The organism is Oscillibacter sp. KLE 1745 (assembly GCF_000469445.2).
Lineage (GTDB): Bacteria > Bacillota > Clostridia > Oscillospirales > Oscillospiraceae > Oscillibacter > Oscillibacter welbionis.
In genome coordinates this window covers 30,879-41,587 of the sequence record NZ_KI271749.1, presented here as the reverse complement: position 1 = coordinate 41,587, position 10,709 = coordinate 30,879, and the positions used below count along the sequence as shown (strand labels likewise).

Annotated in this window: 13 protein-coding genes and 1 riboswitch; of the genes, 9 read left to right on the top strand and 4 right to left on the bottom strand. The window is 61.5% G+C overall.

All coding sequences use genetic code 11. The annotated features are described in order from the left end of the window. Positions 1–173: 173 nt before the first annotated feature. From HMPREF1546_RS13505 to HMPREF1546_RS13485, 5 genes are all read left to right on the top strand, one after another. Positions 174–1,004, top strand: a complete 831-nt coding sequence (locus HMPREF1546_RS13505; protein ID WP_036629991.1) for a VanW family protein — start codon at positions 174–176, stop codon at positions 1,002–1,004. Between the two features lie 72 nt (positions 1,005–1,076). Continuing rightward, a complete protein-coding gene (locus HMPREF1546_RS13500) occupies positions 1,077–1,343 on the top strand; it encodes a hypothetical protein (protein WP_025545273.1) in 267 nt (88 codons plus the stop codon). 56 nt (positions 1,344–1,399) lie between these two features. Beyond that, positions 1,400–1,813 (top strand): DUF2752 domain-containing protein, encoded by a 414-nt coding sequence (locus tag HMPREF1546_RS13495; protein WP_051320039.1) that lies wholly within the window; start codon positions 1,400–1,402, stop codon positions 1,811–1,813. A gap of 108 nt (positions 1,814–1,921) precedes the next feature. After that, complete coding sequence (locus tag HMPREF1546_RS13490; protein ID WP_025545271.1) at positions 1,922–2,416, top strand: RNA polymerase sigma factor; 495 nt, start codon at positions 1,922–1,924, stop codon at positions 2,414–2,416. Then, a complete protein-coding gene (locus HMPREF1546_RS13485) occupies positions 2,409–3,455 on the top strand; it encodes a hypothetical protein (RefSeq protein WP_021748752.1) in 1,047 nt (348 codons plus the stop codon). Before HMPREF1546_RS13490 ends, HMPREF1546_RS13485 begins: the two co-directional genes overlap by 8 nt. Positions 3,456–3,499: 44 nt before the next feature. Here HMPREF1546_RS13485 and glyA read toward each other — a convergent pair whose 3' ends face one another. From glyA to HMPREF1546_RS13465, 4 genes are all read right to left on the bottom strand, one after another. Beyond that, positions 3,500–4,753 carry a serine hydroxymethyltransferase gene (gene glyA, locus HMPREF1546_RS13480; RefSeq protein WP_021748751.1) on the bottom strand — a complete coding sequence of 418 codons (1,254 nt, stop codon included), beginning with the start codon at positions 4,751–4,753 and terminating at the stop codon, positions 3,500–3,502. 169 nt (positions 4,754–4,922) lie between these two features. After that, positions 4,923–5,510 (bottom strand): 5-formyltetrahydrofolate cyclo-ligase, encoded by a 588-nt coding sequence (locus tag HMPREF1546_RS13475; protein ID WP_021748749.1) that lies wholly within the window; start codon positions 5,508–5,510, stop codon positions 4,923–4,925. After that, a complete protein-coding gene (dinB, locus tag HMPREF1546_RS13470) occupies positions 5,507–6,721 on the bottom strand; it encodes a DNA polymerase IV (RefSeq protein ID WP_021748748.1) in 1,215 nt (404 codons plus the stop codon). Before dinB ends, HMPREF1546_RS13475 begins: the two co-directional genes overlap by 4 nt. Before the next feature lie 168 nt (positions 6,722–6,889). Beyond that, a complete protein-coding gene (locus HMPREF1546_RS13465; RefSeq protein ID WP_051320038.1) occupies positions 6,890–7,594 on the bottom strand; it encodes an ECF transporter S component in 705 nt (234 codons plus the stop codon). Between the two features lie 104 nt (positions 7,595–7,698). Beyond that, a riboswitch (FMN riboswitch) is annotated at positions 7,699–7,827 on the bottom strand. A gap of 150 nt (positions 7,828–7,977) precedes the next feature. Here HMPREF1546_RS13465 and HMPREF1546_RS13460 point away from each other — a divergent pair. The 4 genes from HMPREF1546_RS13460 to HMPREF1546_RS13445 all read left to right on the top strand — a co-directional run bounded on the left by HMPREF1546_RS13460 (position 7,978) and on the right by HMPREF1546_RS13445 (position 10,674). Then, positions 7,978–8,496 (top strand): SLOG family protein, encoded by a 519-nt coding sequence (locus tag HMPREF1546_RS13460; RefSeq protein WP_051320037.1) that lies wholly within the window; start codon positions 7,978–7,980, stop codon positions 8,494–8,496. A gap of 199 nt (positions 8,497–8,695) precedes the next feature. Then, the gene (locus HMPREF1546_RS18950; protein WP_051320036.1) at positions 8,696–9,259 is read left to right on the top strand and encodes a helix-turn-helix domain-containing protein; all 564 of its coding nucleotides are present in this window, start codon (positions 8,696–8,698) and stop codon (positions 9,257–9,259) included. Further along, positions 9,256–9,807, top strand: coding sequence for a hypothetical protein (locus tag HMPREF1546_RS13450; protein WP_021748744.1), 552 nt, complete (start codon positions 9,256–9,258; stop codon positions 9,805–9,807). The genes HMPREF1546_RS18950 and HMPREF1546_RS13450 overlap by 4 nt, the downstream gene beginning before the upstream one ends. Positions 9,808–9,831: 24 nt before the next feature. Further along, complete coding sequence (locus tag HMPREF1546_RS13445) at positions 9,832–10,674, top strand: CorA family divalent cation transporter (RefSeq protein WP_021748743.1); 843 nt, start codon at positions 9,832–9,834, stop codon at positions 10,672–10,674. Positions 10,675–10,709: the final 35 nt, after the last annotated feature.

The window sequence follows — 10,709 nt, the reverse complement described above, 5'->3', positions numbered from 1 at the left end:
GGCCCGGGAAGATAGGTAGCGCCAACACTGAGAGACAGTCAATTGACTGTCTCTTTTTTGTTATTGTTTGTAACAGTTTTGTGAGGATTTATTGGACCGAACACTTTAAAATCGTTTTAGGTTCTAATTTCGTCTTTATTTACGAATGGTCTGGGCAATAGGGAGGAGGCCCCATGGTAGATCCCAATAATCGACAGCTCCGGCCGCCCATTCACCGCAGCTGGCTGCGTTTGCGTCTGGGAAAACTCTATTACGGCGGACGGCGCCGTCTTCTGTGGATGTCGCCCCGGTTTCACTGGGCCAAACAGCGTCAGACGGAGCGCCTGCCGTATATGCTGATTTCACACGCCACACCCTTGTACCGCCATCTGCGGGGGGAGGATCAGGAACTCCAGGAAAACAAGGTGGCTAATCTCCGGCTTGCAGTGGCCCGGCTGGATGGGATTGTCCTGTATCCCGGCGAGACCTTCAGCTATTGGCGGCTGATCGGAAAGCCCACCCGCCGGAAGGGCTATCGAGACGGGATGGTGCTGTTTCTAGGCCGGATCGGCAGCGATGTGGGAGGCGGGCTGTGCCAGCTCTCCAATCTGATTTTCTGGATGACTCTCCACACGCCGCTGACGGTAGTGGAGCGGTACCGTCACTCTCACGATGTCTTTCCGGATACCAACCGGACCCAGCCCTTCGGCAGCGGCGCCACCTGCGCCTATCCCCACCGGGATCTGATGATCCGCAACGACACGGAACAGCCCTTCCAGCTCTGTGTCCAGGTGGGAAAGCAGGTTCTGAAGGGAGAGTGGCGGGCCCCGGCACCTCCGGTCTGCCGCTATGAGATCGTAGAGAGGAACCACCGGATGGACCAGGCATCCTGGGGCGGATATGTGCGGCATAACGAGCTGTACCGCCGCATCTATGACCTGGAGGGGGGCCTGCTGGAAGAGGAATTCCTCTTTGCAAATGAGGCCATCATGATGTACAGCCCGCTTCTGCCGGAGGAGTCCTGACGCGGGCTTGTATTCTTTCCAAAACCGTGGTACACTATGGACAACCCCACTGAACCAAAGAGAGGTGTTTTTATGGATGCAAAAACGACGGGTATTGTCGCTTATATTACCTGGATCGGTCTGGTGATTGCCTTTGTACTGGGCGACCGGGAGGGCGCGAAATTCCATCTGAATCAAGCGCTGGTGATTTGGCTGGCGGGGCTGCTGAGCTTCATTCCATGTATCGGCTGGCTGTGGGGCATTTTTTGCTTCATCTGCGCGGTGATGGGCTTCATCTCCGCTGTCAATGGAGAGGAGAAGGCAGTTCCTCTGCTGGGACAGATCCGGTTGCTGAAGTAAAGGAGAAAGGGCCGCGCGCTGCGCGGCCTTTTTGCTGTTTACAGGGAGGAAATTTTATGCAGAGAGGTTCTATGACAGACCGGGAGGCCTATCCGACCGCCTGGATCACCCTGGCGGTTCTGGTGTTGCTATATCTGCTATGGCGCTTTGCGCTGGGGGCACCCACTGTCAGCCGCTGCTGGGTCTGGGAGCACTGGCATGTCTATTGCCCGGGCTGCGGAGGGACACGGGCGCTGATGGCCCTAGCCCAGGGACGGGTAGGCGCGGCTCTCTGGTACCACACGCCGGTGGTGATCACGCTGGCCCTGGCAGCGATCTATCTGTTTTCTCAAACCGCGTGGCGGCTGCGGGGAAAGCGGGGCTGGGTCCTGCGCTATGACCGCCGCTGGCCGATGGTCCTAGTGGGGCTGTTCCTGGCCAACTGCGTGGTCCGGAACGTCCTGTGGCTGGGCCTCGGCGTCCCGCTGTGAAGCGAATATGAGCCGCCTCATTGCGAGGCGGCTTTTTTGCGAGTACACCGTAACATTTTGCCACGCTGCTGGGTCATACAGGCAGAACAGGAGAAGGGGGGGAAGGACATGACGCTGCCGGAGCAAGAGCGGGAGCGGTTCTGCCAAGTGCTGCATCACAGCCGGACCAGCCTGTACCGTCTGGCTTTCAGTATCACCCGGAACAGCAGCGATGCTCAGGAGGCGGTGGCAGAGGCAGTCTGCCGGGCCTATGAGCGGTATCCTCAGCTGCGGGAAAAGGAGAAGCTGCCCCGGTGGCTGCTGAAGATCACCGCCAATGAGGCCCGGCGTCTCTGCCAACGGCGAGGCCGGACAGTCTCTTTGGATGATCTGCCCACGGAACCGGCAATACCGGGCCGGGAGACGGGGGACGATACCCTTTGGCAGGCGGTGCAGACCTTGCCACGAGACCAGCGGGAGGCGGTGGTGCTGTTCTACTATGAGGACCTGCCCACAGAGGAGATCGCCCGGATCGTGGGGACGTCCCCGGGGGCGGTGCGGGTCCGGCTGAGCCGGGCACGTGAGAAGCTGCGGAGCATCTTGAAGGAGGGAGACTATGGATGAGCTGGACGCCCGCCTGCGGGCAATGGCAAAGCGGGAGGTCTGGGCCCTGCCCGCAGCCTATGAGTCGGCTATGGACGGGCTGGAGGAACAGATCCGCCAGAGCACCCTGGACCGGCCCGGAAAACGGCGGCTGGGGAAGCGGGTGCTGTTGCTGGCGGCGGCGCTGGCAGTACTGGCCTGTGGTTTTGCCGTGGCGGCGGAGCGCATGGGCTGGCTGAGTCCAGTGGTGGATGACGGCGGCAGCGGCGGAATGCTGGAGACCTGCTCCGTCCAGGTAGATCAGACCGTGGAGGGGAATCACTGCGATCTGACGCTGGAGAATGCCATCACCGACGGCCGGGTGATCTACTGCTTGGTAACGGCCCGGTATGATGAATCGTTCCCCGATATCGATGATGCAATGGAGGACACCCTGCTATTCGCCGGAAGCTGGGCGGATGTCATCAGCTGCTGGCGGGTGGACCAAGGCAAGGAACTCAACACGGCCCGGTTTATTCTGGCCACCGGGCAGGTGTCGGAGAACGCTCAGGAGAATTGTGAAGAGAACTACCTGGGACGGGAGGTGGAGCTGGTGGTGAAGATGCTGAACGACCGGGACACTGGCGTGATGCACCCCATTGAGATCTATGCATTCCATGTCCGGATGAATGACACGATCCCTGTTCGGGAGGTCAGTTGGCCGGACGGCACCCGGGCGGTGGTGACGCCCCTGCGGGCGGAAGTCTGGTTTCCTGTGGAAGAGACCTCTTATGACCTATGGCTGGAAGAGTCCCAGTCCGCTGTCACCTGGGAGGAGGACTTTCTCGCAAAGCAGGTGCTGACACTTTATTTTACTGACGGCAGGGCCCTGGAGATGGAGGATGCTTTGACCCAGCGGATCCAGAGAGGCACCCATGCCATCCACATAGAATTCGTGGAGGCGTCGGAGCAGAGAGTACCGCTCTGCCACCTGTCCCTGCTGTCGCCCCGGCTGCTGGACCCGGACAGCGTAACCGGCTTGGAGTTGAACGGACAATGGTACGAATTCCCGGCGGCATAACTGCAAAAGGCCCGGAGAGCCAGCACTCTCCGGGCCTTGTTCGTTCACTCCTGATACAGCGGGAACCGCTTGCACAGCTCCGCCACTTCCGCACGGACCTGCTCCGCATGGTCCGCATAGTCCTCTTTTGCCATGAGGCCCATCCACCGGGCGATCTCCGCCATCTCCGGCTCCCGGAAGCCCCGGGTAGTGACGGCGGGAGTGCCTACCCGGATACCGCTGGTGACGAAGGGCTTCTCCGGGTCGTTGGGGATGGTGTTCTTGTTCACCGTGATGCCTACCTCATCCAGCCGGTGCTCATACTCCTTGCCGGTGAGGCCAAAGTGCCGGGTGTCCACCAGAATCAGATGGTTGTCCGTGCCGCCGGAGACCAGCCGGAAGCCCTGCTCGATCAGCTTTTCCGCCAGAACCCCGGCGTTGGCGGCCACCTGCCGCCCATAGGCCCGGAACTCCGGTTTCAGCGCCTCGCCCAAGCACACGGCCTTGGCGGCGATGATATGCTCCAGCGGACCGCCCTGGGTGCCGGGGAACACGGCGGAGTTGATCTTTTTGTACAGGTCGTCGTCATTGCACAGGATCATGCCGCCCCGGGGACCCCGCAATGTCTTGTGGGTGGTGGTGGTCACCACATCGGCGTAGGGGATGGGGGAGGGATGAACACCGGCGGCCACCAGACCCGCAATGTGGGCCATGTCCACCATCAGCCGGGCGCCCACCGCGTCGGCGATCTCCCGGAACTTGGCAAAGTCCAGGGTGCGGGGATAGGCGCTGGCCCCTGCCAGGATCAGCTTGGGGCGGCACTCCTTGGCGATGGCCATCACCTGCTCGTAGTCGATGGTCTCTGTGTCGTCAGACACGCCATAGGGAACGATGCGGAAATATTTGCCGGAGATGTTCACCGGGCTGCCGTGGCTCAGATGGCCGCCATGGGCCAGATTCATACTGAGCACTGTGTCACCGGGCTGCAGCAGGGCAAAGAACGCCGCCAGATTGGCGTTGGCGCCGGAGTGGGGCTGGACATTGGCGTGCGCACAGCCGAACAGCTGACAGGCCCTCTGCCGCGCCAGCTCCTCCGTCACGTCCACGGCATAGCAGCCTCCGTAATACCGCTTTCCGGGATAGCCCTCCGCATACTTATTGGTGAGACAAGTGCCCATGGCCAGCAGGACGGCCTTGCTGACGATGTTCTCGGAGGCGATCAGCTCAATGTTGTGCTGCTCCCGGTCGAATTCCTTCTGAATAGATGCCCCCACCTCGGGGTCGGCCTGGGAGAGAAAGTCCATGATGTCCTGGATCATTGCAGGGGTCCTCCTTCGTGTGATCCGGTCTTCCGGAAAATATAAGCCTTTTCCAGCTTATCAGAGTTCCAGGGACCTGTCAAGGGAACAAGAGGTAATACCCCCACAAAATGTTGTAGAGATAGTGGGAATATTTTGACGATTTTGTGGGAGGCGGACCTTTTCCCAGTCATTCCAGCCGGGATGGCGTGCCGTCCTCAAAAAGTCCGGCTTCTGTCAGCACCCAGGGGATGGGATAGTCGTGGACGCCGAAGGGGATCTCCTGGCGCAGCAGCCGCTCCCGGCACAGCAGAACCGCCGCGCCCCGGTAGTGGGCCAGGAAGCGGTCGTAATAGCCGCCGCCCCGCCCCAGCCGGCGGCCCTCCCGGCTGCAGGTGACACAGGGGATCACCGCCAGGTCGATCTGGTCCGGGGAGAGGGCAGGGCTGTCTGCCGGAGGCTCCAGAATGCCGTAGGCGCCGGGGAAGAGCTCCTTCAGGTCGCGGATGGCCCGCAGCTCCATGATGCCATCCGCCACACACAGAGGGATGCACAGCATCTTGCCGTCTGCCAGAGTCTGCTCCAGGATGGGACGGGTGTCGATCTCCCGCCCGGCGGAGACGAAGCAGAACACCGCTCCGGCACTGCGATACTCCGGAAGAGCCAGGAGATGGCGGGCGATGGCCCGGTCCGCCGCTTCCCGGTACCGGAAGGGGAGCTGGGCGCTGAGGCGCCGGATCGTAGCCCGGAGCTGCTGTTTTTCCTCGTCTATTGTCATGGCAGGGGATCCTCCTCTTTCTCTGGACGGGCCGCGCCGTAGGAGATGACGTCGGTCCCGAACTTTCCACGGAGGCGGTCCATAGCCGCCTCCAGCTTTTCCTGTTTTTCTTTTTTGGGCGCCGCCCCGGCTGTGAACAGGTCTACCTGTTCATAGGCGTCCTCCGACCGAACCAGATGGATGGCGGTAATAGTCAGGGCCCGCACGGGAGCCGGGGGTTTCCACAGCTGGCCGGTCAGGTCCATGGCCGCCGCCGTCAGCTCCCGGATCAGGTGGGTGGGGGCGGAGAGCTGCATCTGACGGGAGCGGTCATGGAACTGGGGATCCCGCACCGTCACCTGGACGCCGCCGGCATACAGCCCGCTGTGCCGCAGTCGGGTGGCCACGGAGTCCGCCAGCACGGCGACGCCGCCCCGCACCTGCTCTGCGGTGGTGAGGTTTTTCGGGAAGGTAGTGCCGTTGCCTACGGACTTCACCATCTCCGGCTCGTACCGGGAGCGGACTGGATCGGTGTCCAGCCCGTTGGCATAGTCGTGGAGCTGGACGCCCATTTTGCCCATCAGGGTCTCCAGGGCATCCCGCTTGCAGGCCGCCAGCTCTCCGATGGTCTTCACGCCGAACTGGGCCAAAATCTTCCGGGCGGCGCCCCCCACGTACAGCAGCGCCCCCACCGGCAGAGGCCAGACCAGCCTCTGCCAGTTCTCCCGGGAGACGACAGTGGTGGCGTCGGGTTTCCGGTAGTCGCTGCCCAGCTTGGCAAACACCTTGTTGAAGGAGACCCCCACTGAGAGGGTCAGTCCCATCTCCTGCTTCATCCGTTGCCGCAGATGGTCTGCCAGGGCCTTGGCATCACCGCCGAAGAGGTGGAGGGTATGGGTGACGTCCAGCCAGCTCTCATCGATGCCGAAGGGCTCCACCAGGTCCGTGTACTGCTCGTAGATGGTGTTGACCTCTTTGGAGACCTGCCGGTACAGTTTGTGGTGGGGTGGCAGCAGCACCAGCTCCGGGCACTTTTTCTTGGCCTGCCAGATGGTTTCCGCTGTCTGGACGCCGAATTTTTTCGCCGGTTCATTCTTGGCCAGGATGATGCCGTGGCGGGAGGTGGGATCTCCGCAGACCGCCACGGGCACGTTCTGCAGGTCTGGTCGGCTCCGCAGCTCCACGGAGGCGTAAAAGCTGTTCAGATCGCAGTGCAGGATGATGCGGTCCATGGCCCCGCCTCCTTTCTCACTTCTATTATAGCACATCTGTTCGTTCCTGAAAAGGGAGAAGGGATGGGAAGGTTTTGACATACCGGCGCAGGGAGGCGGAGGGACGGATATGGGCCGCAGTAAAAGGCGCGGGGACGGTATCCGCCCCCGCGCCTGTGGTGTTCAGATTTACAGAATCCCCATCAGCACCAGGGCCAGCACCACAAAGGTCGCCAGCAGGGCCAGGGAGAACAGGAGGAACCCGGCGCTCAGCTTGCCCTTGCCCTCGACAGGCGCATGGGACTCCGGTACCAGCCGGGCCTTCCGCAGGGCGGTGACCACCGGCTTGTAGAGCAGCAGGATCAGCGCCATGTTCAGGCCGCCCTTCACCAGGTTGAAGGGCAGGAACACCGGGATCAGCATGGGGACCACGATTTCCTCGCGATCCATTCCCATGTAGATGGGCGTGATGAGATAGTTCCACAGCAGCATCACCACGGTGAGGCAAACAGTGCCCAGGGCCAGACCGATGACGGCGCCCTTGCGGGTGTGGAACTTCTTGTAGACGAAGGCGGCGGTGCAGCAGAAGGCGCAGGTGGCCAGCACGTTCATGATGCAGCCGATGGGGCCGGTGTCGCTGACGGTGAACATCTCCACCACGGCCACCACGATGGAGATGACGGCGGCGGACAGAGGTCCGAAGAGGAAGGCGCCGATGCAGATGACCGTGTCCTTCAGGTCCATCTGCAGGAAGCCGGACACCTGTGGCAGCATCTTGCTGAGGAGCATCACCACATAGGCGATGGCCGCCAGCATGGCCAGGGAGGTGATGGTTCGGACGTTTGTTGCGGGCCGGGAGGGGTTCTTGATGGCGTTGGCATTGGGTTCGGACATAAAAATACACTCCTTTTCGTTGCTTGAAAACACCCTGGACGCTTTGGCTTCTCCAAGGTGATCCACGCAACGCAGGAGCGCGAACAAACGCGCGGCCACGCCGCACTCATCTTCTTCCATCCAGACTGTAACTGTTGGTCCCGGAGTTTCACCGAGTCAGCGCCTGTGCATACGCGCAGGCGGTCGCGGACTGTACCGCCAGTGGGGAATTTCACCCCGCCCTGAAGACAAAGTATTCAGTTGGTTTCTGGCCATAGTATATGACAGCGCGGAAGAAATTGCAAGTCCCTAAATGAAAAAACGGCAAATTTCCCGTGGGTCTTTACAAACAAGAACGGATGTTCTATACTGAATCAAAGACCAGAAGGAGGGAGGCGGAGACCATGCGGGGGCGGCAGTCGGCCTGCTGCTTTACCGGGCACCGGCCCGGTAAGCTGCCATGGCGGTATAACGAGGAGGACCTGCGCTGCGTGTCGCTCAAGGCCCGCATCGCAGACGCGGTGGAGGCGGCCTATCAGGAGGGATTCCGTCACTTTCTCTGCGGCATGGCCCTGGGCTGTGACCTGTATTTCTGCGAGTGCGTCCTCCGCCTGCGCCAGATGCACCCGGACGTGACGGTGGAGGCGGCCGTCCCATGTCCCTCCCAGGCGGATGCCTGGCCGCCGGACCAGCGGCGGCGGTATGAGCGGCTGGTGGCTGCCTGTGACTTTGAGACCCTGGTGTCCGCCTGCTACACCCCTGCCTGTATGCAGCGGCGGGACCGGTATATGGTGGACCACGCCGCGCTGCTGATCGCCGCCTTTGACGGGTCTCCCGGCGGAACCCGGTACACGGTGGAGTACGCCATGCGCCGGGGGCTGGAGATCGTGGACCTGCCCATTGTGCTGGAGCCCGCCCGATAGGCCGGGGCGCTTGGATGCGGAGACGTCCGGTGCCTCGGTTTTTTCTTGCAATATGGGCCGGAGCCGTTGCGCGGGGAGCCCTGTTGTGGTATGTTGGAGAGGAAGGCAATCTGAGATTGCGGAACTTCCATGCTTGGTTGCTGGTATGCAACCGGGCGGCCTGATAAGCTGAAGGCATCCAAGAGAAGGGAGAATGCCTATGACATTCGGAGAGAAGCTGCAATCCCTCCGGCAGAGAGCCGGCATGAGCCAGGACGCGCTGGCCGAGCGCCTGCAGGTGAGTCGGCAGGCCGTCAGCCGTTGGGAACGGGACGAGACCATGCCGGAGACGGACAAAGTGGTGGCCCTGGCGGATATTTTCGGTGTGACAACAGACTATCTGCTCCGCCTCCAGCCGGAGCAGACGGAGCCGGAGGAGAAGCAGCCGCCGCCCCAGGAACGGAAGGACTGGGTGGAGCGTTTTTTGACCTTTAGCAAGCGGAAATGGTACCTGCTGGGATGGGTGCTGATCGCCTGGGGCGTATTGGATCTGGTGCAGCTGGCGCTGTTTTATCTGGCGTACCGGGGGATGCTGGGCGGATTTACGGGTCTGATCGGCTGGGATATGGCGGAGATGGGCGGAGTGAATCTGCTTGACGTGTTCCCGGCAGGTGTGCTGCTGTTCCCGGCCCTGTACGCCGCCGTGAAGATCGCGGCGGGGGTGCTGGTGCTGTATTTCGGAAAAAGGCATGTACAAAAGAAGCGGGAGGAGGAAATGCAGTGAAGGGAATCTTTTGGGGGTTCTTCTTGATCTTTATCAATTTTTATGTGACAATCAACGGACATACACTGAATCTGCTGCCGACCTTTGCGGGTTATATCTTACTCTATCGGGCAGCAGGGGAATTGTTGGGAGAGAGCGGTCGATTCGGGAAACTCCGCCCCTTTGCTGTGGCTGTGGCCATATACACGGGTATCCTGTGGGTGGGAGACTTGCTGGGCGTGACCGGCGCAAACTGGCTGAGTACGCTCCTGGAGCTGGCTGCTCTGGCGGTCGCCCTGTATATTTCCTGGAGCGTGATCCAGGCCATTTTGGAGATGGAGACCCATTATGGGACAGATCTGAACGGCACTTCGGCACGGACCGCCTGGTTTGTCCTGTTGGCGGCACAGATCGCCGGAACGCTGGGCGGCCTGCTGCTGGACGCTTTGGCACTGATGGCCCTGATTGCCCTGCTGGTGGGCATCATCTGGTTTCTCGCGGCACTGTGGAAGTGCGCCGGGCTCTATGACGGCCTGCCGCCCAAGGACGCCGGCCTGGAAAACCTGTGAGAGACCGAGAGGAGAGAGACCGCCATGCGAAAGGTACTGCCCATGTCCCGCATCCGGGAGATGGAGCCCTATATGGACGCCAAGGTGCTGGACTACATCCACGAGGGGCAGATCGAAGCGTTTGAGGGCTTTGAGGACTTCGATCTGATCGCCTTTGACTGGTACGACGTGCGCAGCGAGCGGACGGCAGCATCCCAGATGCTGCTGTATCTGGACCGGGAGGACCTGTTTGTCTTCTGTGAGGACGACGCAGCGGAGGACGCCGCCCAGGCGGCCCTGCTGGTGCCGGAGGAAGAGGCACTGTCCAACGAGCAGGTGCTCCACCGCTTCTTCGTCCGGCTGCTGAGGGGGGATATGGCCCATCTGGACCGGCTGGAGGCGGACATCAGCGATGGGGAGACAGAGGTGCTCACCGGTGCCCATGAGGCGTATCTGGACCGGATCATCGCTTGGCGGCAGGAGCTGCTGCGGCTGAAGCGGTACTACGAGCAGCTGGATTCCATCTTTGACGAGCTGGCGGAGAACGACAACAGCCTGCTGGGCAAGCAGAACACCCGCCGCTTTGCAAACTTGGGCAATCGGATGGAGCGGTATCTGAACGCGGTCCAGTCCCTGCGGGAGTCCGTGGCCCAACTGCGGGAGGCCTATCAGTCCCAGCTGTCCATCCAGCAGAACGACCTGATGAAGATCTTCACCGTGGTGACGGCGGTGTTCCTGCCCCTGACCCTGCTGGTAGGCTGGTATGGGATGAACTTTGTGGGGATGCCGGAGCTCCACTGGAAGTACGGATACCCGGCGGTGATTCTGGTGAGCGTGGGGATCGTGGCGGCGCTGGTGATCTACTTCAAGAAGAAAAAGTGGCTGTGACACAGAAAAACGGCAGGCCGCCCCCATTGGGGGGC

What these genes read in the sequence shown, in the direction of transcription:
- HMPREF1546_RS18950 (WP_051320036.1), top strand. Translation starts at nt 8,696, where the DNA reads ATGACATTCGGAGAGAAGCTGCAATCCCTCCGGCAGAGAGCCGGCATG.
- dinB (WP_021748748.1), bottom strand. Translation starts at nt 6,721, where the DNA reads ATGGACCGCATCATCCTGCACTGCGATCTGAACAGCTTTTACGCCTCC.
- HMPREF1546_RS13500 (WP_025545273.1), top strand. Translation starts at nt 1,077, where the DNA reads ATGGATGCAAAAACGACGGGTATTGTCGCTTATATTACCTGGATCGGT.
- HMPREF1546_RS13445 (WP_021748743.1), top strand. Translation starts at nt 9,832, where the DNA reads ATGCGAAAGGTACTGCCCATGTCCCGCATCCGGGAGATGGAGCCCTAT.
- HMPREF1546_RS13460 (WP_051320037.1), top strand. Translation starts at nt 7,978, where the DNA reads ATGCGGGGGCGGCAGTCGGCCTGCTGCTTTACCGGGCACCGGCCCGGT.
- HMPREF1546_RS13465 (WP_051320038.1), bottom strand. Translation starts at nt 7,594, where the DNA reads ATGTCCGAACCCAATGCCAACGCCATCAAGAACCCCTCCCGGCCCGCA.
- glyA (WP_021748751.1), bottom strand. Translation starts at nt 4,753, where the DNA reads ATGATCCAGGACATCATGGACTTTCTCTCCCAGGCCGACCCCGAGGTG.
- HMPREF1546_RS13485 (WP_021748752.1), top strand. Translation starts at nt 2,409, where the DNA reads ATGGATGAGCTGGACGCCCGCCTGCGGGCAATGGCAAAGCGGGAGGTC.
- HMPREF1546_RS13505 (WP_036629991.1), top strand. Translation starts at nt 174, where the DNA reads ATGGTAGATCCCAATAATCGACAGCTCCGGCCGCCCATTCACCGCAGC.
- HMPREF1546_RS13490 (WP_025545271.1), top strand. Translation starts at nt 1,922, where the DNA reads ATGACGCTGCCGGAGCAAGAGCGGGAGCGGTTCTGCCAAGTGCTGCAT.
- HMPREF1546_RS13475 (WP_021748749.1), bottom strand. Translation starts at nt 5,510, where the DNA reads ATGACAATAGACGAGGAAAAACAGCAGCTCCGGGCTACGATCCGGCGC.
- HMPREF1546_RS13495 (WP_051320039.1), top strand. Translation starts at nt 1,400, where the DNA reads ATGCAGAGAGGTTCTATGACAGACCGGGAGGCCTATCCGACCGCCTGG.